Origin of the sequence: Massilia sp. DD77 (assembly GCF_036961685.1) — a bacterium.
Classification (GTDB): Bacteria; Pseudomonadota; Gammaproteobacteria; order Burkholderiales; family Burkholderiaceae_D; genus Telluria.
Window position 1 is genome coordinate 1 of the sequence record NZ_JBAMDH010000053.1, and the last position, 26,340, is coordinate 26,340.

Here is a 26,340-nt window from a genome sequence, read left to right on the forward strand (position 1 = left end):
CAGCGGGCTGGCGCGGCGCGCATTGCCCACCGGCGCGCGCGGCGTGTCGCCGACCAGGCGGCCGGCCGCGGCGCCTGTGACCTGGGTGCCCTTCTCGATCGTGAAGCGGGCGCCCGCGTCCTTGCCCAGCACACGGACCAGGTAGGGCATCACTTCGCGCAGCATCGGCTCCAGCGTATAGGGCGGATTCAGGATGAACATGCCGCTGCTGTGCAGGCCGTGGCCGTCCGGAGTCGGGGTGCGCGTGGTCAGGGTGACGTTCAGCCACTCCTTGGCCGGCAGGCGCTTGAGGCGGTCGGCGAACTGGCGCGACTCCATGCGCTGCAGCACCGGATACCAGACCGCGTAGATACCGCTCGGGAATTTACCCAGCGCCTCGTCGAGGGCGTCGCGCACGCGGCGGTAGTCGTCCTTGATCTCGTAGGGCGGGTCGATCAGCACCAGGGCGCGGCGCGAAGGCGGCGGCAGCAGCGCCTTGAGGCTGTGGAAACCGTCGCCGTGCTCGATGAGGACGCGACGGCCGCGCGAACGTTCGCCCTGCTCCGCCTTGTGCGCTTCGACCTTGCGGAAATTCTCGGCCAGGATCCGGCAGTCGGACGGGTGCAGCTCGAACAGGCGCAGCCGGTCCTGCTCGCGCGCCACCTGCTCGGCCACGTAGGGCGAGCCGGGGTAGTAGCGCATCTTGCCGCTCGGGTTCATGCCCTTGACCAGGTCCATATACGGTACCAGCGGGGCCGGCAGGTCGGTGCAGGTCCACAGCGGGCCGATACCGGTGTCGAATTCCGCGTTCTTGGTCGCCTGGGCGCTGTCGAGCGCATACACGCCGGCGCCGGAGTGGGTGTCGATATAGGTGTAGGCGGCGTCCTTCTGGTTCATGTACAAGTGCAGCTGGACCTGGACAAAGTGCTTCAGGACGTCGGCGTGGTTGCCCGCATGGAAGGCGTGGCGATAGCTCAGCATAGGCTGGAATTCCTCGAGAATAATGGTGCCGCGTGGTGAAGAGCGGCGTGATGGGCGCCATTATCCACTACAAACGGGGTGGGCACGGAAATGGATGAGTGGCGGAGCGTGCCGCATCGTAGGGTCGTCGGCTGCGTTCTCGGGCACGAGCCGGGCAACGCCGCTTGAACGCGCCGGCGGCGAAGCCGCCAGCCCCAAGCAAATAAAAAGGCCGCGGCGTATCGCCGCGGCCTTCGGATCCCCGCAGGGAAACGGTCAGGCTTACGCCACCGAGTAATGCATCAGCCTGCGCACCAGCGAACGCGCGGCGCGCTCGATCGCGGCGTGGTTGCCCAGGTTCTCGACCGGCAGGCGTACGCTGGCGGTGAGGTCGCCGTTGTGGATGTCCTTCAGGACGCCCACCAGCTCCCATTCGCCGTTCAGCACCAGCAGCTCGACTTCGAACACGAAGCGGGCCGCACCCTTGAGCGAGCTGTACTCGACGTCGCCGCCGCGGCCGCCGGCCGCTTGCTTGCGGTGCAGGACCTTGCCGTCCAGCACGCGCAGGCTCTGGCGCTTGAGCTCGGCTTCGAGCGCGTTCTGGAACAGCTGGGCGAACTGCGACACCGGACGCGCGGCCTGGGCCGTGTTGCGCTCGAAGCCGACGGTCAGGCGGCGGTTCTCTTCCTTGCCCTGGGCCTTGGTGGTCTCTTCGACCAGCAGGCGGTCACGGCCCTGCCAGCCCGGCGGCAGCTGCTCCAGCTTGCGGTCGAAGTACACGACCATGGCCGGACGACGCTGGCCGACATACCACTGCTGGAAGCTGCCCGCGCCCGGGGTCTCGGCGATCATCCCGGCCGGCGCCGGATCGGTATAGCCCTGCGCCTGGCCCTGGGCCGGCGGCAAGGTGGCCGGCGCGATCAGGTTCTGCGCGCCCGCGGCGCCCGCCATCGCCACCAGCGCGGCGAAGATCATGCTGCGCATCAGCGGGCCTCCCGCACTTCGACGTAGTAGTGCGCCACCTGGGCGGCGCCCAGCGAGGACTCCTGGTAGGTGCCGATGCCGTTGCCGTCGAGGTGGACGCGGGTCCAGCCCGAGGCCTTCTCGATCGGCGCGAAGCCGTTGTCGAAGAAGCTGGTGCGCGCTTCGATGACTTGCGGGTAGTCGGTACGGTTACGGATCTGGACGATCACATTCAGGGTGCCGGTCGCATTGCGGCGCGCGCCCTGGCTTTCGATGGCGATCTTGCCGTTCTTCTGGTTCTGCAGGACCTTGTCCAGGATGACGACCTGGTCGTGCATGATGCGTGCGGTGGGCGCCATGGCGTCGTTGACGCGCACACCCATCTGGGCGCCTTCCGGCGACACGGTCGGGCAGCCCGCCAGGAGCATGGCGGCCATGCCGGCGGCGATGATGTTGATACTATTTTTCATTCAATGATTCCTAGTCTTGATCCAGACCACGCCATTGCCCTTCTTGTCGATCCATTTCTGGATGCGCAGGGTGTCGGCGGGGACTTGCTGGCCCTTGTCGTCGAACAGCGTGACGTTCACGTTGCCCGGCAGGCCCTGGTAGTTGACGGTGCCGATGTGCAGCGTTTCCGGCAGGTTGTTCCAGTAACGCACGTCGGCGCGCGGCTTGACGTTCACCGAGACCATCGAGAAGATCGCCCCGACCGCCGCCACGGCGCCCAATGCCCGTCCGCCGCCGCCGCCGGCCGCCGCCGCGTAGACGCTGCCGTCCGACGCGATGGTGCCGAGCGCTTCGCCGATGGCGCCGGTGGTGTTCTGGAAGGCCACCTTGCCTTCGATCAGGCGGTCGACCGGACGTCCGCCGCGGGTGCTGGCCTGGTAGAACACGTCCTCGGCCAGCGCCACCTGCTGCGGCTTGCCGTCGAACTCGATCTTCAGGCTGCGTTCCGGCATGCGCTTGGCCGGGCGGTAGACGATCTCGTGGTTGCCGATGCCGTCGCCGACCTTGCGCGGCGCGCCGCCGAGTTCGGCGACCACCAGCAGGTTGGCGCCGGCGGCCGGCGCGGCCCACTGGGGACGCAGGCGCGCCACTTCGGCGTAGGTCTCCCTGGCCAGGTCCTTGTCGCCGTTGAGCTGGCTGCTCCAGCCCTCCAGGATCATCAGCGCCGCGAAGTCGCTGCGGAACTGCTGCTCCTCGGCGAAGGCGTCCTGCAGGATGCCGCCGCGGAAGGAGGCGCGCGCGTTCTCGTAATCGCCCTCGGCCAGGTACAGCAGGCCGCGGTAGTAATAGGCCATGGCGCGCTCGTAGGGTTCGCCCTTGTAATCCTTGGCGCCCTCCTCGTACCACAGCGAGCGCGCCTTGGCGGCGTTCTCGGTGTTGGCGAACATGCCCTCGATACTGTCGAGCGCGTTGTCGAACAGGCCGTTGGCATCCTGCGTCTTGCCTTCGGCCATGGCCGCCACGCCCGCCTGCAGGACGTGCATGGTGGCGTCCTTGGCCGGCGCGTTCTTCAGGCGCGCGGCCTCGGCCGCGTAGTCGGCACGGGCGGCGCCGGGCGCCAGTGTGAACGCCAGCGCCAGGGCCGCCGCCAGGACATTGTTCCGCTTAGCGGTACAGGACGTCATCCTGGGCTTCCTTCTTGAACTCGAACATGCCGGTCCAGGCGATGGTGCCGTACTCCACGTCGACCAGCTCGAAAGTGATCTGGTGGTAGCGCGACATCGTGCCGGTGTTCGCCGAGTGGGCGTCCAGCGAATTGATGCTGCCGCCCAGCTGGAAGTCGACGCCGGCCTTGGCCTTGGTGGTGCGGATGGTGCCGCGGTCGGTCTCGCCGCTGCGCTTGGCTTCGCGCTGCTTGTCCACCATGTTGCCGTAGTGCTGGGCGACGAACACCAGGCGGCCCTGGGCGGCGCGGTTGAGCTCGACGCGCAGGCGGTTGGTGATCAGGTTCTTGTTGATGCGCGAGGAACTCTCGTTCTTGAAGAACTCCGAGTCGACCACGATGCGCGGCGGGGTCGAACGGCCTGCGATGGCCGGGTTCGACAGGATGTCGCGCACCATGCGGTCGGTGCTCGACACGATGTCCTGGGCTTCCACGCCGACGCCGGCGACGCGGGTCGAGGTGGTGTTCACGTCCTGGTAGACCACCGGGCGGCCCGGGGTGTTGTTCAGGTTCGGCGTGGCGCAGCCGGTCAGCGCCAGCGCGGCGGCCAGCACGGCGATAGTCGTCGATTTCATTGCCGAATCCTTACTTGCCGGCCGAGGCGTTGATGATGGACTGGTAGTAGGCGGTCTTCAGTTCCGGGTAGATTTCCTGGGTCAGCTTCAGGGCTTCGGCGAAATCCTTGTGGGTCGAGTTCTTGGCGTACATGTAGACGGCCAGGTCGTTGACCGAGTTGAACGAGATGTCCGAATTGGCGCGGATGAACTCTTCGCCGCCGACCATCTTCAGCGCGATGGCGCGGCCGGCGGATTCGCCGACTGCCTGGCCCAGGAAGCCGCCGATGAAGGGGATGTTCTCAGCCACTTTCTGGCCGGCCTGGGCGCCCAGGAAGCCGCCGATGCTGGCGCCGGTGCTGGCGTTGCGGCCCTTCTCCACCCAGGCGGCCACGGTGCCGTCTTCGGTGTACGGCGACATGTACTTGCCGCTGTTGCCCACGATCGGGGTCGGGGCCTTGATCAGGTTCGGGGCGGCGATGTGCGGTGCGCTCGCGCAAGCGGTGAGGACGAGTGCGAACAGCAGGGCGGAGATTTTTTTCATGGTTTTCAGGATCGAGTGGTTTTGGAAATCCAGCCCGTCATTGCGGGACTGTGGTTATGAAGGCAATGCTTGATCACCAATGGTTGGCGAAGGGATATTACAAACAGACAATTTGCTTGCAGAAGCGCAATGTACATGCCTATAGCATCAAAATCAACACCTGTTGCCCCTTTGATACATCGAAAAAAACGCGCACCGAGGTGCGCGTTTTGGCAGGAGCACAAACGTTCTAAAAACTAGAGCTCATGCAACTTTCTTTTCGTCAAAAAATTGCTCATCTTCGGTCGAGCCATGCAGGGCGGTGGTCGAGCTCTGGTTTTGCTGGATGGTCTGGGTGACCGCGTCGAAGTAGCCGGTGCCGACTTCGCGCTGGTGCTTGACCGCGGTGAAGCCGCGTTCGGCGGCGGCGAATTCCGCTTCCTGCAGCTCGACGAAGGCCGACATGCCGCGCCGGGCATAGCCATGCGCCAGGTTGAACATGCCGTAGTTCAGGGCATGGAAGCCGGCCAGGGTGATGAACTGGAACTTGTAGCCCATCGCGCCCAGCTCGCGCTGGAACCTGGCGATGGTGGCGTCGTCCAGGTTCTTTTTCCAGTTGAAGGACGGCGAGCAGTTATAGGCCAGCATCTTGCCCGGGAATCTGGCGTGGATGGCTTCGGCGAACTGCTTGGCGTAGTTCAGGTCGGGCTTGCCGGTCTCGCACCAGACCAGGTCGGCATACGGGGCATAGGCCAGGCCGCGCGAAACGGCCTGCTCCAGGCCCGGGCGCACGCGGTAGAAGCCTTCGACGGTGCGTTCTCCGGTGCAGAACGGGCGGTCGTTGTCGTCCACGTCCGAGGTCAGGAGGTCGGCCGCTTCGGCGTCGGTGCGGGCGATGACCAGGGTCGGCGTGCCCAGCACGTCGGCGGCCAGGCGCGCGGCGTTGAGCTTCTCGACGGCTTCGCGGGTGGGGACCAGCACCTTGCCGCCCATGTGGCCGCATTTCTTGACCGAGGCCAGCTGGTCTTCGAAGTGAACGCCGGCGGCGCCCGCCTCGATCATCGACTTCATCAGTTCGAAGGCATTCAGCACGCCGCCGAAGCCCGCTTCGGCATCGGCCACGATGGGGGCGAAGTAGTCGATCTCGTCCTTGCCTTCGGACCACTGGATCTGGTCGGCGCGCTGGAAGGTGTTGTTGATGCGGCGGACCACGGTCGGCACCGAGTTGGCCGGGTAGAGCGACTGGTCGGGATACATCTCGCCGGCCAGGTTGGCGTCGCCCGCGACCTGCCAGCCCGACAAGTAGATCGCCTTCAGGCCCGCCTTTACCTGTTGCATGGCCTGGTTGCCGGTCAGCGCGCCCAGGGCGTGCACATAGGCTTCGTTGTTGACCAGGTCCCAGAGCTTTTCCGCCCCGCGCTTTGCCAGGGTGTGCTCGATCTGCAGCGAGCCGCGCAAGCGCACGACGTCGGCCGCCGTGTAGTTGCGGGTCAGACCTTTCCAGCGTGGATTGCTGTCCCAGTCCTGTTGCAATTGGCTGATCTGCTGTTCACGGGTTGCCATGCCAGTTCTCCTAAAGATAAAAACCGCTCGGTTTGTACATGTGAATCTGTTGGAGAAATCATAAAACAATTTGTGCGCAGCACAAACACTCTTATATAAGACAGATAGCCAATTTTTTTCTGTTTTGATTCAACGAGTTGCAACCAACATTCCATGATCCGGAACGAATTTTCTTAGGGCGAGAATGGACATTGTTTCAATATCGATCAGTGTTTCATATGGCGGAATCGCAGGCCGGGATAATGAAAAATCTTCCTCTACTTCCTTGAGGCAATTAATGTATGACATAAAGACGTCCCGCCGATGTCAGCGGAATTTACAAATGTTGTATTGATGCACTTTATGTTGACTGCATACATCAAAACCCTCAGCATCCGTTTGCACTCTTTACAACAAGGGCCCACAGGGCAAAGCAAAGGACATCATGTATTCGACCGTACGCCGGATGGCGCTTCCCCTCCTCCTTGCCGCATGCGCCGGCAGCGCATCGGCCGGCGTCATCGTCGCGAACGGCGTGACCTTCACCAGCAGCTTCACCGGCAAGGTCCTGACCATCGAGGTCGACGCCAAGGACCGCAATCAAGGCTGGAACAACGCGTTCTATCTCGACGGCTTCTCGGTCAAGGCCGCCGGCGATTTCGGCGCCGCGAAGATGACCACGTCCGCCAGGCAAGGCGAGTGGAACATGCTGGCCGGGTCCGAGCTTTCCGGGCAGGGTTGCAATTCCAACGGCCAAGGCAAGGACGACAGCGTGTGCCTGACCGGCGGCGGGTTTGCCCTTGGAGACGACATGGTCTTCACCTTCACCTTCGATGGCCAGGTCGATCTCCGGACGCCTCACCTCAAGGTCATGATGCTCAAGGAAAACGGCACGAAGAGCGACACACTGCTGTCGGAAGACTTCCCGCTGACGACCGAGACCCTGGCGAACAGCGGGCTATCCTCTGGCGACAAGCTCGATACCGGTACGGTTGGTGGCGAGCAGGGCAGCGGTGAACAGACCGGAGGCCAGACCGGCGGCGAACAGGCCGGCGACGCTGGCGAGCCTGGCGGAGGCGCGCCGGGCGGCACGCCGGCCGAGATACCGGAACCGCAGTCGCTGGCGCTGCTGGCGGGCGGTCTCGGCGCCCTTGGCATGGCCTTGCGCCGCAAGCGCGCGCGCAAACAGCCGGGCGCATAAACCCGCGCGGCTGCGCCGCCCTCGTCGACAACGGGCCCGCTGGGCCCGTTTTCACTGGCGCTGTCGCCGTTTCCCAGCATTGCCGCCGCCGAGCTGCCTTCCTGCCGGCCTGCAAGGCCAGCCGTCGCCACGATCCGGCGGGTATGGCGTCTTCCTTCTCTCCTCTCCCACCGGATCTCCTCCCGCTCATCCATTTGACGCGGCGGAACTGAGCCATCCGTGATTCAGCTAACAGAACCTCCTTCCCAAACGCAATAGGCTGAGCCCAGCGTACTCGACAGTACGCCGGTCCGAGCCGTTCGCAGGACGCGAAGGCGAGGACTGTCACCTAACGAGGAGAGCATTTGAAAACCACACTCATCAAAGCAGCCGCCGTCCTGCTGGCCGCAGGCGCCATCCTGCCGGCGAGCGCCGGATCCCTCACCTACCAGGGCGTCACCTTCACCTCTTCCTGGTCGGAGAATGTGCTGACCCTGGAGATCGACGCCGCCAACCCGACCGGCGACTGGGCCGGGGCCACGTCGCTCGGCGCGCTGCAACTGAAGGACGTCGGCAGCTTCACGAACGTGAGCCTGAGCGCGGCGCCGGGCGCAGCCGGCAGCTGGACGCTGTCGTCCAGCGAGCTCAATGCGAACGGCTGCGCGGGCGGCGCGCATCCAGGCTTCGGCCTGTGCTACTCGGGCGCCAACGTGGCCTTGAGCGACGACATGGTGTTCCAGTTCACCTTCGAAGGCGGTGCGCCGAGCCTGGACGCGCCGCACCTGAAAGTGAACTTCTTCGGCGAGGGCGACCGCAAGGTGGGCAGCCTGCTGTCGCAGGCGATCGCGCCGGTACCGGAGCCGCAGACCTATGCGATGCTGGGCGGAGGCCTGGCGCTGCTGGGGTTCATGGCGCGCAGGCGCAAGAAGGCCGGCGAGGCTTGACGCGCATCCGGACGGGCCTAGGGTTGGCGGCTTCGCCGCCGACGCGGTGACCGTTGCGCTGTGATCCTTCGAGGTGGCGCCGCCGTCCGTTGGACGCGTCGGCGGCGTAGCCGCCAACCCTACAAAAAGGCGCCTCGCGGCGCCTTTCTCATCTGGCCTGCTTATTTGGCCAATTCCACCGTCTGCTGCTCCCCGAACACCAGCTGCCCGCCCCGCACGCGCACGGGGATGGTGTCCTTCGGCCCGAACTTGCCGGACAGGATGGCTTTCGACAGCGGGTTCTCGATCTGCTGCTGGATCGCGCGCTTGAGCGGCCGCGCGCCGTACACCGGATCGTAGCCCGCCTCGGCGATCTTCTGCAGCGCCTCCTCGTCGATGTCGAGCGCCATGTCCATCTTGGCCAGGCGTTCTTCCAGGTTGTGCAGCTGGATCCTGGCGATCGCGCCGATGTTCTTCTCGTCGAGCGCGTGGAACACCACGATCTCGTCGATGCGGTTGATGAACTCGGGGCGGAAGTGGCCGCGCACCTCGGCCATCACGGCCAGCTTGACCACCGCCGGGTCGTCGCTGTCCATCGACTGGATCTTGTGCGAACCCAGGTTCGAGGTCATCACGATCACCGTGTTCTTGAAGTCCACGGTGCGGCCCTGCCCGTCCGTCATGCGGCCGTCGTCGAGCGCCTGCAGCAGCACGTTGAACACGTCCGGGTGCGCCTTCTCGATTTCGTCCAGCAGGATCACGCTGTACGGCTTGCGGCGCACGGCTTCGGTGAGATAGCCGCCCTCCTCGTAGCCCACATAGCCCGGCGGCGCGCCGATCAGCCTGGCGACCGAATGCTTCTCCATGAATTCGCTCATGTCGATGCGGATCAGGGCTTCCTCGGTATCGAACAGGAAGGCCGCCAGCGCCTTGCACAGCTCGGTCTTGCCGACGCCGGTCGGGCCCAGGAACATGAAGGAGCCATAGGGCTTGTTCGGATCGGCCAGGCCGGCGCGCGAGCGGCGGATGGCGTCGGACACGGCTTCGATCGCCTCGTCCTGGCCCACCACGCGCTCGTGCAGCTTTTCCTCGATGTGCAGCAGCTTGTCGCGCTCGCCCTGCATCATGCGCGACACCGGGATGCCGGTCGCACGCGAGACCACCTCGGCGATCTCCTCGGCCCCGACCTGGGTGCGCAGCAGCTTCGGCTGGGCGCTTTCGGCTTCGGCGCCGGCGGCTTCCTCGGCCTTCTTCAGCTGGGCTTCCAGTTCCGGCAGGCGGCCGTACTGCAGCTCCGAGACCTGCTGCCAGTTGCTCTGGCGCTTGGCTTCCTCCATCTGGTGGCGGATGCGCTCGATCTCTTCCTTGATGTGGGTGGTGCCCTGCACCGCCGCCTTCTCGGACTTGAGGATCTCCTCGTAGTCGTTGTACTCGCGTTCCAGGCGGGCGATCTCGTCGTTCAGCAGTTCGAGACGGCGCTGCGAGGCCTCGTCGGTTTCCTTGCGCACGGCTTCACGCTCGATCTTCAGCTGGATCAGGCGGCGCTCGAGGCGGTCCATGACTTCCGGCTTGGAGTCGATCTCGATCTTGATCTTGGCCGCCGCCTCGTCGATCAGGTCGATCGCCTTGTCGGGCAGGAAGCGGTCGCTGATGTAGCGGTGCGAGAGCTCGGCCGCGGCGATGATGGCCGGGTCGGTGATCTCCACCTTGTGGTGCAGCTCGTATTTTTCCTGCAGGCCGCGCAGGATGGCGATGGTCGCCTCCACGCTCGGCTCGTCGACCATGATCTTCTGGAAGCGGCGCTCCAGCGCGGCGTCCTTCTCGACGTACTTGCGGTATTCGTCCAGGGTGGTCGCGCCCACGCAGTGCAGCTCGCCGCGCGCCAGGGCGGGTTTCAGCATGTTCCCCGCGTCCATCGCGCCTTCGGCCTTGCCGGCGCCAACCATGGTGTGGAGCTCGTCGATGAAGACGATGGTCTGCCCCTCGTCCTGGGCCAGTTCCTTCAAAACGGTTTTCAGCCTTTCCTCGAATTCGCCGCGGTACTTGGCGCCCGCCAGCAGGGCCGCCATGTCGAGCGACAGCACGCGCTTGCCCTTGAGCGAATCCGGCACCTCGCCGTTGACGATGCGCTGGGCCAGGCCTTCGACGATGGCGGTCTTGCCGACACCCGGTTCGCCGATCAGCACCGGGTTGTTCTTGCTGCGCCGCTGCAGCACCTGGATCGCACGGCGGATCTCGTCGTCGCGGCCGATCACGGGATCGAGCTTGCCCATCCGTGCGCGCTCGGTCAGGTCGAGGGTGTATTTCTTCAGCGCCTCGCGCTGGCCTTCGGCGTCCTGCGAATTCACCGATTCGCCGCCGCGCACCGCCTGCACCGCCGACTCCAGCGCCTTGCGCGTCAGGCCGTGTTCGCGCGCCAGCCGGCCAGCGTCCGACTTGTCCTCGGTGAGGGCCAGCAGCACCATCTCGGAGGACAGGAACTGGTCGCCGCGCTTCTGCGACTCGCGGTCCGCGAGGTTCAGCAGGGACACCAGCTCGCGCCCGACCTGGACGTCGCCGCCCGTACCCGAGACCTTGGGCAGGCGCTCGAAGGCCGATTTCAGGGCATTGGCCAGGCCGCCGACGTTGACGCCGGCGCGCTGCAGGAGCGAGCGCGCACCGCCGTCGTCCTGGTTCAGCAGGGCGGCCAGCAGGTGGAGAGGTTCGATGTACTGGTTATCGTTGCCGACCGCCAGGCTCTGGGCATCCGCCAGCGCTTCCTGGAGCTTGGTCGTCAGTTTGTCTTGCCGCATGATATTACTCCCTAGTGGTGTTCTTTGACTAAGGAGAAAAGTTGGGACGGCTGACCGCTTTTCAAGATGCGCAACGCTCAGCCGTGGCGAACAGGGATCTCAGGATTGGACGGGCTAGGAAGGCCAGGCTTCCGGCGCCGGGCGTGCTCCAGAAGTTGTCCAGGGCATGCTGGAGCGGCTGTGCCACGCGATCCATGCGCCGTAACTGATGCGTCACAGCAATCGCCCCAGGCCTGAGCCGGCTCAGCCTCGCCCAGGTCCTCTAGCCCCGCAGCGCCCGCCATGCCGCAAAACCCGCCGCGCACAGCACGAGCGAGCCGAACAGGTGCAGCGCCGTGTGCAGCAGCGCCCAGCCGACCTCGCCCCGCTGCAGCAGGGTCAGCGATTCGCCGGAGAAGCTCGAGAAGGTCGTCAGCCCGCCCAGAAAGCCGGTGACGAGGAACAAACGCCATTCGGGCGCCAGCTGCGGATGGGCGGAGAAGACGCTGAGCGCGATCCCGACCAGGAAGCCACCCAGCAGGTTGGCCGCCAGGGTGCCTGCCTGCACGAAGGGATGCAAGCCGCCCAGCCACAGGCCGATGCCCCAGCGCAGCCAGGCGCCGAGCGCGGCCCCGGCGCCGACGGCGAGCCAGCTCAAGCGGTGGCCCAGCGCGCCTTGGCGCTGTCGTCGCTCGAGCGCGCGTCGACCCAGCGTGCACCGTCCGGCGTCTGCTCCTTCTTCCAGAACGGGGCGTCGGTCTTGAGGTAGTCCATGATGAACTCGCAGGCGGCGAAGGCTTCGCCGCGGTGCGCGGCGGTGCAGGCCACCAGCACGATCTGGTCGAGCGGCTTCATCGGGCCGATGCGGTGGATCACCAGGGCGCCGTACAGGGGCCAGCGCGCACGCGCCTGGGCCACGATGTCTTCCAGCGCCTTTTCGGTCATGCCGGGATAGTGCTCCAGCTCCAGCTCGGCCACCTGGGCGCCGTCGTTCAGGTCGCGCACCGTGCCGACGAAGCTCACCACGGCGCCGATCCGCGCGTCGCCTTCGCGCAGGCGCGCGATTTCGCGACCCAGGTCGAAGTCGCCGGACTGCACCCGCACTTCGGTCACCCCAGCCTTCATTTGCCCTCCTTGGTCTGGCGCAGCAGCAGCTGTTCGATGCGCGTCTCGGTGCGCGCATCCGCCAGCGCCGGCAAGCTCAGGAGCTGGCGCAGCTCGTCGCCGTGGGCGCCCGGCTTGCGTCCGGACTTGAGCGAACTTCGCAGCACCTCGACCTGCAGCTTAAGGCGCTCGCGCGCGAATTCGGCGCCGCTGTCGATGCCGGCCGCGATCTCGAGCTTGAGCAGCTCGTGCAACAGGTGTTCGCGGTTGGCTTCGAGCTGGCGCGCATAGCCCGCGCGGTCGCCCTCCAATGCGCCCAGCGCACCCTCGAAGCGGGCGCGCAGCACGTTCTCGACAACGCCGTCGAGCGGCAGCATGGCGTCCCAGCGCTGGCGCCAGTCGCCCGCATGGGTGTGGGCGTCCGGGTTGACCAGGGCGTTTTCGAGCGCCTGGATCAGGCGCAGCTTGTCGCGCACGGCCCCGGCCAGCGCCAGCCCGGCGGCGCGGCGCGCCACATCGGCGTGGTGCTGCACCTGGGCCACGGCGGCGTGGTAGCGCTTCTCGATGCGCGCCTCATGGGCGCGCGGCACCGGGCCGATCGCCTGCCATTCGGCGGCGGCCTCGCGCAGCAGCTTGCCGACCGTCGCCGGGGTGGCCTCGGGCGCGGCGGCTTCCAGGCGCGCGCACACGGCTTCCTTGGCGCTTTCGTGGGCGCGGCGCTCGGAATCGGCCGCGTGGGCGTGTTCCTTGCGCGCCGCGAACAGCGCGTCGCAGGCGGCGCGGAAGCGCTGCCACAGCGCCTGTTCGGCCTTGCGTTCGAGCGGCAAGGCGCGCGCGTGTTCCTGCCAGCGGTGCTGCAGCTCGCGCAGCAGGTCGACCGCGTGGCGGTCGTGCGGGTCGAGCGCCTGGGCTTCCTCGATCAGCTGCTCACGCACGCCCGTCTCGACCTGGCGCTGGGTCTCGAGGGGTTTTTGCAGGGTGGTGAGCGCCTCGGAAAACAGCTGGTCGAGGCGCTTCTTGTCCTTGCGGTCGATGGCGCCCAGGTGGCTCCAGGCCGTGCGCAGGCGCTGCACGGTGCCGGACACGTGCTTCCAGTCGGCTTCGCCGGACTGCAGGCGGGCGATCTCGGCCTGCGCTTCCTCGACCAGGGCCTGGCCGCGCGCCGCGTTGGCGTGGCGCTCGTCGGCCAGCTGGCGGAAGTGGGCCGCGGCCGGCGCATAGGCGGCGGTGCAGGCGGCGTCGAAACGCTCCCAGAGGCTGCGCGGCGCGGCGCCCGACAGGCTGTCCAGGGCCTTCCAGCGGTCGCGCATGCTGCCGACCTTCTTGGCCAGCTCGCTCATCGCCAGGTTCTGGGTGGGCAGCGCTTCCACGGTCTTGATCAGTTCCTCGCGCGAGACATTGCCGCCCCAGCGCGCCCAGTCCGACAGGCGCTTGAGCTCGGCGCGCAGGTGGGCCAGGCGGTCGGCCTGGGCCGGCGTCAGGCGCATGCCCTTGTCCTTGCTCTCCTTCAGGGCCTTGTCGAGTTCGGCGGCACTGCCGAGCGAGCCCTGCTGGAGGGCGGCTTCCAGCGCATCCATGTTGTCGATGAACGGCTGGTCGGCGCCGCGCGCGCCGCCTCTCTGCCCATCCTTCTGGCCGCCCTGCTCGCGGGCCGCAGGCGTCGCACCGGGATCCGGCTGCTCCGTTTTCAGCCTGGGCTTGCGCGCTTCCTTCGGCGCCTCATGGGGTAGCGCAGCCAGCAGGGCCTCGAAACGCTCCCGCAGCGCGGCGCCGGCGGCGTTGACGGGGAGCGCAGGCAGGCGCTGCCACTCCTTGCGCAACTGTTCCGGCTTGAGTTCGGCCTGGGGCTTGCCCTGCCATTCGGCCAGGGCCGCCTCGCGCGCGGCCAGGGCCGCCCGGTCCTGTTCGAGCGTGGCCAGGCCGGCGGTCAGGCGCGCATGCTCGGTCGCGAATTCGGCCACCAGGGCGCGCGGCAGCGACGCGTGCTCGGCGGCGACCAGGGCCGCTTCCTGTTCGTGCTGCAGGTTCGCGAGGCGCGCCGACAGCGCTTCCGCGTCCAGGCCCGCGCCGTCGAGCTGGCGCAAGGCCGCCAGGCGGTCGATCATGGCGCGCTGCAGCTGCACCTGCGCTTCCAGGCGCTGCGCCAGCTGGGCGCGCACTTCATCGAATTCGGGGGCCAGCTCGGGTGCCTTGGTGATCGCCCATTTGCGGTCGAGCTCGGCGACATGGTTCGGGGTCAGCAGGTGGTCGCCCAGCAAGTTGCGCGCCTGCGCCAGGGCTTCCTGGCCGCGGCGCAGCTCGGCGTCGTGGTGGCGGATCGCGTCCAGGCGCGACTGGGTGAGCTTGGCGACGCGGCGGTCGAGGTTGCGCATCGCCGTGTGGACGCGCTCGAGCCCCTCGCGGCTGTGGACCAGCTCGGCGGCCGCCAGGCGCAGTTCGGAAAAATCGGAGCGGAGGATGAAGTCGATGGCGGCGGCTTCGTCGCCGTCCAGCCCCTTGAGCTGTTCGGCCTGCTGCTCGCGCGAGTGCTGGGTTGCGTTCCGTCCGCCGGCTTCCTTCGGCGCAGCATCCTGCGAGGCGCCCTGCCCGGACGCCTTGCCGGACGCCCGTGCGTCCGGCGCGGCGGCGTCGGGCCCGGCTCCCGCCTTGTCTCCACCCTGCCGCTTGAATAGGAATTCGAACATGATGAGCGCACTTCCAAAACCCCCATCATAGCAAAGAACCATGGCCTCGATGGGCCGCTCCCCCTTCTGTTCCGAATCAGTGAACGAGGGGCAATGTTGAGCCTTTCCGGCTAGCATATTCAGCCGGTACGGGGCGGGCCGCCGGAGCGCCGGCCGCCGGGACGCCGGCCGGAGGACGCGATTCCACCTGGCTGGCCTCGTAGGCCAGCATCTGGTTGGCGATGGCGAACCAGGTTTCGCCCGAGATCAGGGTGCGCGCCAGCGGAAACAGCTCGCGTTCCTCCAGCTCGAGCCGCTCGAGCAGCAGGCTGCAGCAATGTTCGACGGCGCGCAGGCAATCGGGGCTGCCTTCGGCCGCCTTGGCCTGGGCCATGACGCGCGCGTCCAGCGCGCGCCGGCTCAGGCCTTCGAGCCGCGCCACCAGCGCTTCCGCGGCCGCCCCCGCCCGCTGCAGGGCCGGCAGCACGAACCGGTCGAGCTTGCGCCAGTGGCAGCTCTCGTACACGCGGCGCAGCGATTCGCAGGCCTGCTCGAACTGGCGCACGGTCCATTGGTGGGGGCCTTCTCCCCACCAGGTATTCGGCCGCCAGCGCTCCATGAGCGCCTGCACCTCGACCCGCGCGCGTGCTTGCTCGACGGATAGGGCGACCAGCGTATAGGTTGACGTCAACATCGTGTCTCCTCTCAGAATGGCTCCGCCAGCATGGCAGCATGACCGTGCGCGGCCTGGATGCAGGGCTGGGGATGCTTTGCAGGGGCAGCCGGCGCTTCTTTTATGTTGTTGTCGCCGGCCGGCAGGAACTCAAAGTGTAGAGAGAAGGACGGGCATAGGCTTGAGGTGGCTCAAACACCTCGGTGGGAACTGAATATGTTCATGCCGCTGCACGGGCGTCTTCTTCCAGGGCCCCGGCGAGCTGGGCTGCGAAGGGCGCCGGGTCCGCCTGTCCCACCGTCACTTGCGCACAGCCATGCCAGCGCGCGCAGCGCCGCACCGCCCCCGCCACGTCGGCGGCAAGGCGCGCGCTCAGGCGCATCCCGGGCTCCAGCGCCACGCTCTTGAGCTCGAAGACACCCGCCTTGCGGTGCGCCTTGGCGTCGATCCGCCCCACCAGCGCCCCGCGCCGCAGAACCGGCAGGGTGAAGTAGCCGTAGCGGCGCTTCTCGGCCGGGGTATAGCATTCGAGCCGGTAATCGAAGCCGAACAGCTCCAGCGCGCGGCGCCGGTCCCAGACCACCGGGTCGAAGGGCGACAGCAGGGTCGTCAGGCCGGGATTCAGGGCACCCTCGGCCGCGGCGCGGGCACGCTCCAGGTGGGCGGGATGCAGGTAGACCGGCTCGCGCCAGCCCTCCACCCGCGCCCGCACCAGCAAGCCCTCATCCGCCAGCCGCCCTGGGTCGACGTGGGGCCGGCGCGTGCGGTGGTAGTCGGGGATCCATGCGGCCTTGGCCAGCCCCAGCGCGCGCACCGTGCGCAGGGCGAACTCGCGCCGCACCGCGTCCTCCAAGGGCATGCGGCTGTCGTCCCAGGTCGGATGCACGCGTTCGGCCAGGTCGTAGATGCGGTGGAAGTTGTGGCGGCGCGCGATCATCAGGCGGCCGGCCGTGAACAAGACTTCCAGCGCGCGCTTCTCGGGCTTCCATTCCCACCAGCCGCCGCTCTTGCCGTCCTTGCGCTCGAAGTCCGCGGCGCGCACCGGGCCGTGCTCGCGCACGTGCGCCAGCAGGCGCTCGACCACGTCGGCGTGCTCGCGCATCCAGCGCGCCGAGTATTTCCAGCCCATCCGCTCCGGGTCGAGCATCCGGTGGCGGTACAGGCCGTAGTCCTCGATCGGCAGGAAACAGGCTTCGTGGGCCCAGTACTCGAACAGGCTGCCCTCGGCCAGCAGCTCGTCGAGCCAGCAGGGATCGTAGTCGCCCAGGCGGCTCCACAGCACCAGGTAGGGACTGCGCGCCACCACGCTGATGGTGTCGATCTGCAGCATCTCCATGCGCCGGATCGCGTCCAGCACGTCCGCCTTGGCGGCGCGGCGGCGGCGCGCGCTGTCCAGTCCCTGGGCCGCCAGGTGCAGGGCGCGCGCGGCGCCGGCCGATAGAATGAGTTCGCTCATCCAGCCATTGTAATAATGTTTCGATATCCTCAGTAGAACCCGGGGGCGGCGCGGGCGCCGATGCGTTATAGTTGGCGCCGACCCGACTTCACGTTTTCCTTCCCATGCGGCTGCTGCACACTTCCGACTGGCACCTCGGCCAGACCCTGCACAATTTCGACCGGATCTACGAACACCAGTGCTTCCTCGACTGGCTGGTGGACACGCTCGTGGCCGAGCGCATCGACGTGCTCTTGATCGCGGGGGACGTGTTCGACAACGCCAACCCCTCGGCCTTCGCGCACCGCCAGCTGTACCGCTTCCTGCAGCGGGCCAAGGCGGCGGTGCCGCACCTGCAGGTGGTGGTCATCGCCGGCAACCACGATTCGCCGGGCCGGCTGGAAGCGCCGACGCCGCTGCTGGAAGCCTATGGCATCTTCGTGGTCGGCCATGTGGTGCGCACCGGCGAGGGCGAGATCGACGTCGAGCGCCTGGTGCTGCCGCTGCGCGACCGCGAGGGCGCCACCCGCGCCTGGTGCCTGGCGGTGCCCTTCCTGCGCCCGGGCGACGTGCCGCGCCTGGACAAGGCGGCCGCGGACAAGGAAAAGGAGAAGGAAGAGCAGTCCCCTGACCCTTACCTGCAGGGCACCACCCTCCTCTATAACAAAGCGTATGCACTCGCGAAGGAGCGCTGCGGCGCGGACCAGGCCATCGTCGCCATGGGCCACTGCCACATGGTGGACGGCCAGTCCTCGCAGGATTCCGAGCGCCGCATCGTGATCGGCGGCACCGAGGCCCTGCCCACCAGCATGTTCGACCCCGACCTCGCCTACGTGGCCCTGGGCCACCTGCACCTGGCCCAGCGCGTGGGCAAGCAGGAGCATGTGCGCTATTGCGGCAGCCCGCTGCCGCTGTCCTTCTCCGAAGTCGGCTACCAGCACCAGGTGCTGTGCGTCGAACTGGAAGGCGCCAGGGCGGCGTCGGTGACGCCGGTGTTCGTGCCGCGGCCCGTGCAGCTGCTGCGCGTGCCCGCCACCCCGGCTCCGCTCGACGACGTGCTGGCGGCGTTGGCCGCGCTGGAACTGGAAGACCTGCCGCCCCAGGCCCATCCCTACCTCGAAGTGCGGGTGCTGCTCGACGGCCCGGAGCCGGGCCTGCGCGCGCGGGTCGAAGCCGCGCTCGAAGGCAAGCCGGTGCGCCTGGCCAAGATCGAGCCGACCCGCAGGTTCACCACCGTCAGCGAAGGCTCCGATGCGCTCACGCTCGACCAGCTGGCGCGCCTGCAGCCGGACGACATCTTCCGCCGCTTGTGGCAGCAGCGCTTCGGCGCGGACGCGCCGCCCGACCTGCTGGCCGCGTTCGCAGAACTGGCCAACGCCACCGATGGGGAAGGCGTGGAAGGGAAACGCGCATGAGGATCCTGCGCATCAGCGGCAAGAACCTGGCTTCGCTGGCCCATGAATTCGCGGTCGACTTCGAGCAGGAGCCGCTGGCCTCCAGCGGCCTGTTCGCCATCAGCGGCCCCACCGGCGCCGGCAAGAGCACCCTGCTCGACGCCCTGTGCCTGGCGCTGTACGACGCCACTCCGCGCCTGCTCAAGCGCGCCGGCAGCCAGCTGCCCGACGTGGGCGGCGATACGGTGTCCGCGCTCGACCCGCGCACCCTGCTGCGGCGCGGCGCGGCCGAAGCCTGGTCCGAGGTCGATTTCGTCGGCAGCGACGAAGGCCGCTACCGCGCGCGCTGGAGCGTGCGCCGCGCCTACGGTAAGCCGGGCGGCGCGCTGCAGCCATCCAAGATGACCCTGCACCGCCTTCCCGACCTGGTCGCCATCGGCGGCACCAAGACCGAGGTGGCGCTGGAGATCGTGCAGCGCATCGGCCTGTCCTTCGAACAGTTCACGCGCGCCGTGCTGCTGGCCCAGAACGAATTCTCGGCCTTCCTCAAGACCGACGAGAACGAGCGCGGCGAGCTGCTGGAAACGCTGACCGGCACGACCATCTACAGCGAGATCTCGCGCCGCGCCTTCGAGCGCTACAAGGCGGAACAGGCCCGCACCCAGTCGCTCACGGCCAGGCTCGCGAACCAGGCGCCGCTGGCGCCCGAGGCCAGGGCAGCCCTCGACGCGGAACGCGCCACCGCCGACCTGGCCCTGCAGGCGCTGGAAGCGCGCCAGGCGGTGCTGGAACAGGAGCTGCGCTGGCACCAGGAAACCGAGAAACTGCAGCGCGGCGAAACCCAGGCGGCGCAAGCGCTGGCCGAGGCCGTGGCCGCGCGCGACGAGGCCGGCGAACGGCGCCGGCGCCTGGCCACGCTCGACGCGGTGCAGCCGGCGCGTTCGCTGGTGGCAGACGTGGCGCGCCTGGACGGCGAGCGGCGCCAGGCCCTGGCGTCGAGCGCGAAATCCGAGGCCGACCTGGCCGCGGCGCTGGAGACGCGCCGCCAGGCCGGCGGCGAAGTCGATGCCGCGCTGGCCCAGCTCGACATCGCCGATGAAGCCCTGCGCAGCGCCACGCCCAGGCTGGACCAGGCCAAGGCGCTCGACGCGGCCATCGACGCGCTGGCGCCGGCCCACAAGCAGACCCAGGCCGCGCTCGAGGCGGCGCGCCTGGAGGCCCGCAACGCGCGCGCCGAGCACCAGAACAAGGCGGCGGAACTGGAACGCCAGCGCCAGGCGCGCGATGCATCTGCCAATTGGCTGGCGGCCCAGGCGCGCTTGGAGGCGATGGCAAGCCAGTGGCCGCGCTGGGACAGGCTGCTGGCCCAGGCCGAAGGGGCCGCGGTTGGCGTCGCGGCCGGCCAGGGCGCCATCGAGACCACGCGGCGCAGCGCCGCCCAGGCCCGTGAACGGGAAGCGGCGGCCCTTGGCGCGCTCGGCCAGGCCGCGGAACGGGTGAGCGCCCTGGAAGCGGCGCGCGCCGGCGCGCTGGCCGCACTCGAAGGCTTCGACGTCGATGCCATGTCGGCCGAGCGTGCAAGCTTGGACCAGCAGCGCGACAGCCTGGCAGCGGCGCAAGCGGTCTGGTCCGAATTGGACACCGCGCGCCGGTCCCTGGCCCAGCTGGCGCGCGACCTCGACCACAGCGACACCACGCGCGCCGCCGCGGAGCGCAGCCTGTTCGAGGCGCGCGCCGCCGCGCCTGCGCTGGAAGCCGCCATGGCCCAGGCCGAGCGCTCGCTGGGCGCGGCCGAACTGGCCTGCGCCTCGAGCGTCGAGCAGCTACGCGCCTCCTTGAGCGAGGACGCGCCCTGCCCCGTCTGCGGCGGCCTCGATCATCCCTACCACCAGCAGGACGACCGCCTGCACGCCATGCTGGCCGGGCTGCGCGCCGAAGTCGAACAGGCGCGCGCGGCGGCGCGCGCCAACGCCGCCCTTCAGGCCGCCCAGCAGGCGGCCTTCGACACGGCGCGCGAACGCCTGGCCGCGCTCGAACGCCAGCGCGCGGAACTGTCCGAACGGGGCGACACCCTGGCGGCGCGCTGGGAGCAGCTCCCCGTCGCCTTGGACGCGCCTGCCATCGATGCGCGCGCGGGCTGGTTGGAGGAACAGCGCGAGGCGCTGCGGCGCGCGGCCGAGGGGCTCGCCCAGCGCGAACTCGCCTACCGGCAGGCGGCCGGCGCACGCGACGCCGCCCAGCGCGAGCTGGACCAGGCCCAGGGCAGCCGCCAGCGCCTGCAGCAGGTGCTCGACACCGAACGCGAGGCCAGCGCGCGCCTGGCCGCCGAGCTGCAGGCGCAGTCGGCGCGCCAGGAAGCGGCAAGCGCCCAGCTGGACGCGCTGCTGGCCGAACTCGATCCAGTAATGGCGAACGCCGGCGGCGATGGCTGGCAGGACGCCTGGCGCCGCGCGCCGGCAGCCTGGCGCCAGGCACGTGCGGCGGAAGCCGCGCATTGGCGCGAACAGACCGAGCTGCAGGCGCGCGCCGTCGCCGCCATCGCGACCCTGGAAGCGGAAGCGGCGGGCGCGCTCGAACGCATCGCCCAGATCGACCGCAGCGGCACGCATACCGCCGCCGAATTCACCCGCATCGAAACGGAACTGGCGCGCATGCGCGCCGAACGCGCCGCCCTGTGGGAAGGCCGCGCCGCGCGCGACATCGAACGCGAGCTGGGTGCGGCGCTCGCCGCCGCCCGCGAACGCCTGGCGGCGCGCCAGGCGGCGGCGAACGAAGCGGCGCAGCGCGAAGCCCATGCCCGCGCCGCGCTGGCCCAGCTGGCCGAACGCATCGCGGAACTCGAGAGCGCAGGCGCGAAAGCCGCCGCGGCCCTGTCGGACTGGCTGGACGACTACCGGCGCATCCAGCAACAGGACGAACTCGATCCCGTGGCCGACAGCACCGCGCTGGCCCAGCTGCTGGCCGTCGGCGCCGCCTGGCTGGCCCAGGAACGGGCGGCGCTGGCCGCGCTCGACGCCCAGGTCGCCAGCGCCACGGCGGTGCTGTCCGAACGCCGCGCCCAGCGCGAAGCCCACCTTGCCGGCGCCCCGCCGGGCGGCCAGGCGCATGAAGCCGTGGAGCAGGCCTGTGAAGCCCTGGGCACCGAGCGCCGTGCGGCCCACGACCAGGCCACCAGCCTGCGCCTGCAGGTCGACCAGGACGACCAGCGCCGCCAGCAGGCCAAGGCGGTGCTGGCCGAGATCGAGCGCCAGCAGGAAGTCGAGCAGCGCTGGGGCAAGCTGTCCGAGCTGATCGGCTCCAGCGACGGCAAGAAATTCCGCAACTACGCCCAGCAGTTCACCCTGGACGTGCTGCTCGGCTACGCCAATGCCCACCTGGGCCACCTGGCGCGCCGCTACCGGCTCGAGCGGGTCGCCTACGCCAGCGGGCCTTCGCTGGCGCTGATGGTGCGCGACCAGGACATGGGCGGCGAGGTGCGCTCGGTGAACTCGCTCTCGGGCGGCGAGTCCTTCCTGGTCTCGCTGGCGCTGGCGCTGGGCCTGGCCTCGCTGTCCTCGAACCGGGTGCGGGTCGAGTCGCTGTTCATCGACGAGGGCTTCGGCAGTCTCGATACCGAGACCCTGGGCGTGGCGATGGATGCGCTGGACGCACTGCAATCGATGGGCCGCAAGGTGGGCGTGATTTCCCACGTGCAGGAGATGACCGACCGCATCGCCACCAAGGTCCTGGTGCGCCCGGCCGGAGGCGGCAGCAGCGTGGTGATCGTCGAGTAGCGCTGGCCGGGCAGCGGTGTAGAATGCCGCTTTTTCCAACACGGTTTATAGAGAAACGCCATGAAGCCCGCACGCATCCTCACCTTCAAATGCGCGAAGTGCGCCAAGCCGGTCAAGGTCTTCCTCCAGAAGGTCTCGGCCTGCTCGCACATCCAGCCCTACCAGGGCATCTGCGACTGCGGCGAGGTCAAGCGCCACGCGACCGGCAGCCCGGACGCGGTCAGGTCCTACCTCGAATCCACCGACGGCAACTGGCACCACCACCACTGATGACTACCCTCGAATGGCATGAAGGCGGCGTGGCCCATGTGGCGCGCTGGCGTTCCGAAAGCGGCTGGCCGGCCCCGAAGAAGGTGGTGGTCGCGGACGACACCATGAACGCCGACACCGCCTACCGCCTGGCCCTGGACGGCACCGCCCTGCTGTGGCGCGGGGACTTCCAGAACGCGCGCCAGCTGCTGCAGGCGCTGGTGCGCCGGGTCGAGCACAAGGGCGAGCGTGCCAAGCGGGCCAAGGCGTCCAGGGTGAAAGCGGCCCCCACCTCCCCCACCGAGGCCTTCCACCGCCATCGCCTGCAGCAGCTGCAGCGCGCCCGCACCCTGGCCATGCTCCTGATTCCCTTCGAGGCCGACCACGCGATCCCGCTGCGCCGCGCGCCGGACGCACGCCTGGCCTGCCTGGAAGCCTACGGCGTGGCCGACAAACCCTATGTCGCCTCGCTACGCGAACTGCTGGGCGTGATCGGCGCCCACGAATGGCGCCGCAAGGGCGTGCACATCCCCGCGCTGGATGAGCGCATCCACCCGTGGTATGGCGTGTTCTCGCCGGTGCGCGGCGAATACGTCGAGCTGGTGGCGCAGGCGCCGCTGCCCGACGGCGCCAAGGTGGGCGCCAGACTCGCCTTCGACATCGGCGCCGGCACCGGCGTGCTGTCGGCCGTGCTGGCGCGGCGCGGCCTGCGGGTGCTGGCCACCGACATGGATGCGCGTGCGCTCGGCTGTGCGCGCGAGAATATCTCGCGACTGGGCCTGGCCCCGCAGGTCGACATCATCGAAGCCGACCTGTTCCCGGAAGGCCGCGCGCCGCTGGTGGTGTGCAACCCACCCTGGCTGCCGGGCAAGCCCAGCTCGGCCATCGAGCATGCGATCTACGATCCGGACAGCCGCATGCTCAAAGGTTTCCTGGACGGCCTGGCGGCGCACCTGGAAACTGACGGCGAAGGCTGGCTGATTCTGTCGGACCTGGCCGAGCATCTGGGCCTGCGTAGCCGCGAGCAGCTGCTGGGCTGGATCGCCGCGGCCGGGCTGGAAGTGGCGGCGCGGCACGATACGCGGCCGGTGCACGGCAAGGCGAACGATGCGGATGATCCTTTGCATGCAGCAAGATCGAAGGAAGTCACTTCGCTGTGGCGCCTGCGCGCGGCCTAGGGTCGGCGGCTCCGCCGCCGACCCTACAAATTTGCCACATTGCGCAATACCCCATAACCGGCTATACTATCGTTCTCAGACGCGGGGTGGAGCAGTCTGGCAGCTCGTCGGGCTCATAACCCGAAGGTCACAGGTTCAAATCCTGTCCCCGCAACCAGAATACCAATACGAAAGCCCGACTCATGGAGCCGGGCTTTTGTTTTGTGCGGTAGCAAAGGCAGATGAGAGACAAGAAAGACAACGCAACGTTCGATCTGCCGGGCTTCGAGCCGGCCGCGCCGCTCGCAACCGTTGTTCCGGCGCTTGTTCCGGTAACCGAACCGAAACGCATCGCCTCTCGTCCTCGCCGTGCTACCCTCAAGCAAGAGCAGCTGCACCTGCTCGAAGAAACCGACACCACCGGCCTGCCAGTCTGGCGCCGCGACGACAACCTCGACCTGACCGGCCTGCCCGTCTGGGCGCCGGCCACGCCGGAAGCCTGAGTGGCCCGGCTGAACGCTGGAGCCACCGATGCACGCTTTTACCACCCTGCCCCTCACGCCGCCCTTCCTCGCCAACCTGGCGACGCTCGGCTACCACCAGATGACCGCGATCCAGGCCGAGAGCCTGCCTGCCGTCCTTGAAGGCCGCGACCTGATCGCCCAGGCCAAGACCGGCAGCGGCAAGACCGCCGCCTTCGGCATCGGCATCCTGCACAAGCTCAATCCGGCCTGGTTCGCGGTGCAGGGCCTGGTGCTGTGCCCGACGCGCGAGCTGGCCGACCAGGTCGCCAACGAACTGCGGCGCCTGGCGCGCGGCGTCGGCAACGTCAAGATCCTGACCCTGACCGGCGGCGTGTCGATGCGTCCGCAAATGGCTTCGCTCGAACATGGCGCCCACATCGTGGTCGGCACCCCGGGGCGCATCCGCGACCACCTGGGCCGCGCCACCCTCGACCTGTCGAATGTCCAGACCCTGGTGCTGGACGAGGCCGACCGCATGACCGACATGGGCTTCTACGACGAGATCGAGAACATCGTGCGCGCCACGCCGCAGCGCCGCCAGACCCTCCTGTTCTCGGCCACCTATCCGGACGATATCCGCCATGCCACCGCCGGTTTCCTGCGCGACCCGCTCGAGATCGCCGTCGAGAGCCGCCACGACGCCGACAAGATCAACCAGCGCTTCTACGAGATCGGCTTCGATGGCCGCGACGAAGCGGTGGCGCGCCTGCTCAAGCACTACAGCCCGGTTTCCGCCCTGGCCTTCTGCAACACCAAGGCGCGCTGCCGCGAGCTGGCCGCATACCTGCAGGCGCAGGGCTTCTCCGCCCTCGCCCTGTATGGCGAACTGGAGCAGCAGGAACGCGACGAGATCCTGGTGCTGTTCGCCAACCGCAGCTGCTCGGTGCTGGTGGCAACCGACGTCGCCGCGCGCGGCCTGGACATCGCCGACCTCGACACCGTGATCAACGTCGACGTCTCGAAAGATCCGGAAGTGCACGTGCACCGCATCGGCCGCACCGGCCGCGGCGCGGGCACCGGCATGGCCCATACCCTGGCCGCCCCGAACGAAAAGAAATGGGTGCGCCTGGTCGAGGAATACCAGCAGCAGGACGCCGTGTGGGAAGACCTGGATGCGCTCGGCGAACACCCCGAAGCCGGCCAGCCGGCGCCCATGATGACCCTGGTGATCGCCGGCGGCAAGAAGGCCAAGCTGCGTCCGGGCGACCTGCTGGGCGCCCTCACCGGCGACGCCGGCCTGACCAAGGAACAGGTCGGCAAGATCAACATCTTCGAATTCAACGCCTATGTCGCGCTCGACCGCCGCGTGGCGCGCCAGGCCGTCGAGCGCCTGAGCGCCGGCAATCCGATGGGCCCGGAGTTCGGCGCCATCAAGGGACGCTACTTCAAGATGCGCTTCCTGGAGATGTAATCCGCATGCGGCGGTGCGGGGGCGCGCCGCCCCCCGGGATGTTCCAGCGGCAAATGTAACTGTCGCGCACGTTTGACTCTGCCGCACCGCCATTTCGGCAATTCTGGCATTATTTGCAACAAACCAGATACACCGGGTCAGGCCGGCATCCTTGCTTGTCATCGCCCGGCAGAACGCCATGATGACGGACACCCTCAGCAATCCCCCACAGCAGACCGACGGCCGGACGGTCCGCGAAATCGTCGAGCACAACCAGGAGATGGTCAACGAGCCCTGGTGCCGGCGCATCATCCGCCAGGTGCTGCAATCGCTGGAGCTGCAGTACGCGATGCAGATGCCCTACCGGCCGATCACCCCGGATACCCTGCTGGTGCTCGATTCGGGCGACCCCATGCTGCTGCCCGCCCACGCGACCCTGCCCGGCGATACCGAGGCCCAGGACATCCACGACCTGGCCGCCGTCGTGCATTACGCCATCACCCAGGAAGCCGCCCCCCAGGGCCCGCTGCGCGGCCGCATGGGGGCGGACTACAGCGACTCCTTTGTCGGCGCCATCGACCGCTGCCTGTCGCCGGACCCGCAAGAGCGCCCCCAGACCATCGAACAGTTGCGCAACCTCCTGGGCATCGTGGTGCTCGGGCCGGCCATGGCCGCAACCGGCGGCGTGTCCGCGATGGCCGACTCGGCGCCCCCGGTGGCCCCGGTGGCCCAGTTCGCCGCCGAGCCGGAACCGATGCATGGCGCGCGCGCCGCGCAGCCCGGCCGCGTCCAGCGCTTGCTGCTGATGACCGGCGCCGCGACCGTCCTGCTGGGCGGCCTGGCGGCCCTGCTCGCATTGCTGCACGGCGCGGATTCGCGCGACGCGCTCAGCCTGACCCTGCCCGAGGAAC

General features: G+C 68.4%; 21 protein-coding genes, 1 tRNA gene and 1 pseudogene. 10 read left to right on the top strand and 13 right to left on the bottom strand.

The annotated features are described in order from the left end of the window. The 7 genes from V7778_RS23025 to aceA all read right to left on the bottom strand — a co-directional run. Window positions 1-960 (bottom strand): 23S rRNA (adenine(2030)-N(6))-methyltransferase RlmJ (locus V7778_RS23025; RefSeq protein ID WP_335559619.1); only part of this gene is annotated, 960 nt, incomplete at its 3' end. A 261-nt stretch (window positions 961-1,221) separates the two neighbouring features. Then, a complete protein-coding gene (locus tag V7778_RS23030; protein WP_335559621.1) occupies window positions 1,222-1,923 on the bottom strand; it encodes a hypothetical protein in 702 nt (233 codons plus the stop codon). Beyond that, entirely contained in the window at window positions 1,923-2,372 is a 450-nt protein-coding gene (locus tag V7778_RS23035; RefSeq protein ID WP_335559622.1) for a hypothetical protein, read from the bottom strand. Before V7778_RS23035 ends, V7778_RS23030 begins: the two co-directional genes overlap by 1 nt. Beyond that, window positions 2,373-3,536 (bottom strand): tetratricopeptide repeat protein, encoded by a 1,164-nt coding sequence (locus tag V7778_RS23040; RefSeq protein WP_335559625.1) that lies wholly within the window; start codon window positions 3,534-3,536, stop codon window positions 2,373-2,375. Continuing rightward, window positions 3,517-4,149, bottom strand: coding sequence for a penicillin-binding protein activator LpoB (locus V7778_RS23045; RefSeq protein ID WP_335559627.1), 633 nt, complete (start codon window positions 4,147-4,149; stop codon window positions 3,517-3,519). Before V7778_RS23045 ends, V7778_RS23040 begins: the two co-directional genes overlap by 20 nt. A 10-nt stretch (window positions 4,150-4,159) precedes the next feature. Then, window positions 4,160-4,672, bottom strand: a complete 513-nt coding sequence (locus V7778_RS23050) for a hypothetical protein (RefSeq protein WP_335559629.1) — start codon at window positions 4,670-4,672, stop codon at window positions 4,160-4,162. Window positions 4,673-4,915: 243 nt separating this feature from the next. Then, window positions 4,916-6,214 (bottom strand): isocitrate lyase, encoded by a 1,299-nt coding sequence (aceA, locus tag V7778_RS23055; RefSeq protein WP_335559631.1) that lies wholly within the window; start codon window positions 6,212-6,214, stop codon window positions 4,916-4,918. Between the two features lie 424 nt (window positions 6,215-6,638). Here aceA and V7778_RS23060 point away from each other — a divergent pair, with 424 nt between their 5' ends. Both V7778_RS23060 and V7778_RS23065 read left to right on the top strand, forming a co-directional pair. Beyond that, window positions 6,639-7,394 (top strand): PEP-CTERM sorting domain-containing protein, encoded by a 756-nt coding sequence (locus V7778_RS23060; RefSeq protein WP_335559633.1) that lies wholly within the window; start codon window positions 6,639-6,641, stop codon window positions 7,392-7,394. Between the two features lie 344 nt (window positions 7,395-7,738). After that, window positions 7,739-8,317 carry a PEP-CTERM sorting domain-containing protein gene (locus tag V7778_RS23065; RefSeq protein ID WP_335559635.1) on the top strand — a complete coding sequence of 193 codons (579 nt, stop codon included), beginning with the start codon at window positions 7,739-7,741 and terminating at the stop codon, window positions 8,315-8,317. Between the two features lie 161 nt (window positions 8,318-8,478). Here the strand turns inward: V7778_RS23065 and clpB are convergent, their stop codons facing one another. The 6 genes from clpB to V7778_RS23095 all read right to left on the bottom strand — a co-directional run bounded on the left by clpB (window position 8,479) and on the right by V7778_RS23095 (window position 16,963). Beyond that, window positions 8,479-11,088, bottom strand: a complete 2,610-nt coding sequence (gene clpB / locus V7778_RS23070) for an ATP-dependent chaperone ClpB (RefSeq protein ID WP_335559638.1) — start codon at window positions 11,086-11,088, stop codon at window positions 8,479-8,481. Window positions 11,089-11,350: 262 nt separating this feature from the next. Continuing rightward, window positions 11,351-11,725 carry a fluoride efflux transporter CrcB gene (gene crcB / locus V7778_RS23075; protein WP_335559639.1) on the bottom strand — a complete coding sequence of 125 codons (375 nt, stop codon included), beginning with the start codon at window positions 11,723-11,725 and terminating at the stop codon, window positions 11,351-11,353. Further along, window positions 11,722-12,192 (bottom strand): molybdopterin synthase catalytic subunit MoaE, encoded by a 471-nt coding sequence (gene moaE / locus V7778_RS23080; protein WP_335559641.1) that lies wholly within the window; start codon window positions 12,190-12,192, stop codon window positions 11,722-11,724. Before moaE ends, crcB begins: the two co-directional genes overlap by 4 nt. Continuing rightward, window positions 12,189-14,855, bottom strand: a complete 2,667-nt coding sequence (locus tag V7778_RS23085; RefSeq protein ID WP_335559643.1) for a DUF349 domain-containing protein — start codon at window positions 14,853-14,855, stop codon at window positions 12,189-12,191. Before V7778_RS23085 ends, moaE begins: the two co-directional genes overlap by 4 nt. A gap of 76 nt (window positions 14,856-14,931) precedes the next feature. Then, complete coding sequence (locus tag V7778_RS23090) at window positions 14,932-15,528, bottom strand: hypothetical protein (protein WP_335559645.1); 597 nt, start codon at window positions 15,526-15,528, stop codon at window positions 14,932-14,934. A gap of 199 nt (window positions 15,529-15,727) precedes the next feature. Further along, a complete protein-coding gene (locus V7778_RS23095) occupies window positions 15,728-16,963 on the bottom strand; it encodes a winged helix-turn-helix domain-containing protein (RefSeq protein WP_335559647.1) in 1,236 nt (411 codons plus the stop codon). Window positions 16,964-17,067: 104 nt separating this feature from the next. Here V7778_RS23095 and V7778_RS23100 point away from each other — a divergent pair, with 104 nt between their 5' ends. The 8 genes and pseudogenes from V7778_RS23100 to V7778_RS23135 all read left to right on the top strand — a co-directional run. After that, window positions 17,068-18,357 carry an exonuclease SbcCD subunit D C-terminal domain-containing protein gene (locus V7778_RS23100; RefSeq protein ID WP_335559650.1) on the top strand — a complete coding sequence of 430 codons (1,290 nt, stop codon included), beginning with the start codon at window positions 17,068-17,070 and terminating at the stop codon, window positions 18,355-18,357. Beyond that, the gene (locus V7778_RS23105; RefSeq protein WP_335559652.1) at window positions 18,354-22,109 is read left to right on the top strand and encodes an AAA family ATPase; all 3,756 of its coding nucleotides are present in this window, start codon (window positions 18,354-18,356) and stop codon (window positions 22,107-22,109) included. Before V7778_RS23100 ends, V7778_RS23105 begins: the two co-directional genes overlap by 4 nt. 60 nt (window positions 22,110-22,169) lie before the next feature. Continuing rightward, on the top strand, window positions 22,170-22,379 hold the full coding sequence (locus V7778_RS23110; RefSeq protein WP_335559654.1) for a hypothetical protein: 210 nt from the start codon (window positions 22,170-22,172) through the stop codon (window positions 22,377-22,379). Beyond that, window positions 22,379-23,536 (top strand): class I SAM-dependent methyltransferase, encoded by a 1,158-nt coding sequence (locus V7778_RS23115; protein WP_335559655.1) that lies wholly within the window; start codon window positions 22,379-22,381, stop codon window positions 23,534-23,536. The genes V7778_RS23110 and V7778_RS23115 overlap by 1 nt, the downstream gene beginning before the upstream one ends. A gap of 80 nt (window positions 23,537-23,616) precedes the next feature. Continuing rightward, window positions 23,617-23,693: transfer RNA gene (locus V7778_RS23120), tRNA-Met, on the top strand. A 64-nt stretch (window positions 23,694-23,757) separates the two neighbouring features. Then, window positions 23,758-24,018, top strand: coding sequence for a hypothetical protein (locus V7778_RS23125; protein ID WP_335559657.1), 261 nt, complete (start codon window positions 23,758-23,760; stop codon window positions 24,016-24,018). Between the two features lie 28 nt (window positions 24,019-24,046). Next, window positions 24,047-25,450: an ATP-dependent RNA helicase DbpA gene (dbpA, locus tag V7778_RS23130; protein WP_335559659.1), complete on the top strand. Its 1,404-nt coding sequence runs from the start codon at window positions 24,047-24,049 to the stop codon at window positions 25,448-25,450. Between the two features lie 178 nt (window positions 25,451-25,628). After that, window positions 25,629-26,340 (top strand): annotated as a pseudogene (locus V7778_RS23135) (hypothetical protein); the annotation flags it as partial.

Coding starts and splice junctions, on each gene's coding strand:
- V7778_RS23095 (WP_335559647.1), bottom strand. CDS start 16,963: ATGAGCGAACTCATTCTATCGGCCGGCGCCGCGCGCGCCCTGCACCTG.
- V7778_RS23030 (WP_335559621.1), bottom strand. CDS start 1,923: ATGCGCAGCATGATCTTCGCCGCGCTGGTGGCGATGGCGGGCGCCGCG.
- V7778_RS23100 (WP_335559650.1), top strand. CDS start 17,068: ATGCGGCTGCTGCACACTTCCGACTGGCACCTCGGCCAGACCCTGCAC.
- clpB (WP_335559638.1), bottom strand. CDS start 11,088: ATGCGGCAAGACAAACTGACGACCAAGCTCCAGGAAGCGCTGGCGGAT.
- V7778_RS23115 (WP_335559655.1), top strand. CDS start 22,379: ATGACTACCCTCGAATGGCATGAAGGCGGCGTGGCCCATGTGGCGCGC.
- moaE (WP_335559641.1), bottom strand. CDS start 12,192: ATGAAGGCTGGGGTGACCGAAGTGCGGGTGCAGTCCGGCGACTTCGAC.
- dbpA (WP_335559659.1), top strand. CDS start 24,047: ATGCACGCTTTTACCACCCTGCCCCTCACGCCGCCCTTCCTCGCCAAC.
- V7778_RS23090 (WP_335559645.1), bottom strand. CDS start 15,528: ATGTTGACGTCAACCTATACGCTGGTCGCCCTATCCGTCGAGCAAGCA.
- V7778_RS23060 (WP_335559633.1), top strand. CDS start 6,639: ATGTATTCGACCGTACGCCGGATGGCGCTTCCCCTCCTCCTTGCCGCA.
- V7778_RS23110 (WP_335559654.1), top strand. CDS start 22,170: ATGAAGCCCGCACGCATCCTCACCTTCAAATGCGCGAAGTGCGCCAAG.
- aceA (WP_335559631.1), bottom strand. CDS start 6,214: ATGGCAACCCGTGAACAGCAGATCAGCCAATTGCAACAGGACTGGGAC.
- V7778_RS23045 (WP_335559627.1), bottom strand. CDS start 4,149: ATGAAATCGACGACTATCGCCGTGCTGGCCGCCGCGCTGGCGCTGACC.
- V7778_RS23050 (WP_335559629.1), bottom strand. CDS start 4,672: ATGAAAAAAATCTCCGCCCTGCTGTTCGCACTCGTCCTCACCGCTTGC.
- V7778_RS23040 (WP_335559625.1), bottom strand. CDS start 3,536: ATGACGTCCTGTACCGCTAAGCGGAACAATGTCCTGGCGGCGGCCCTG.
- V7778_RS23085 (WP_335559643.1), bottom strand. CDS start 14,855: ATGTTCGAATTCCTATTCAAGCGGCAGGGTGGAGACAAGGCGGGAGCC.
- V7778_RS23105 (WP_335559652.1), top strand. CDS start 18,354: ATGAGGATCCTGCGCATCAGCGGCAAGAACCTGGCTTCGCTGGCCCAT.
- V7778_RS23125 (WP_335559657.1), top strand. CDS start 23,758: ATGAGAGACAAGAAAGACAACGCAACGTTCGATCTGCCGGGCTTCGAG.
- V7778_RS23035 (WP_335559622.1), bottom strand. CDS start 2,372: ATGAAAAATAGTATCAACATCATCGCCGCCGGCATGGCCGCCATGCTC.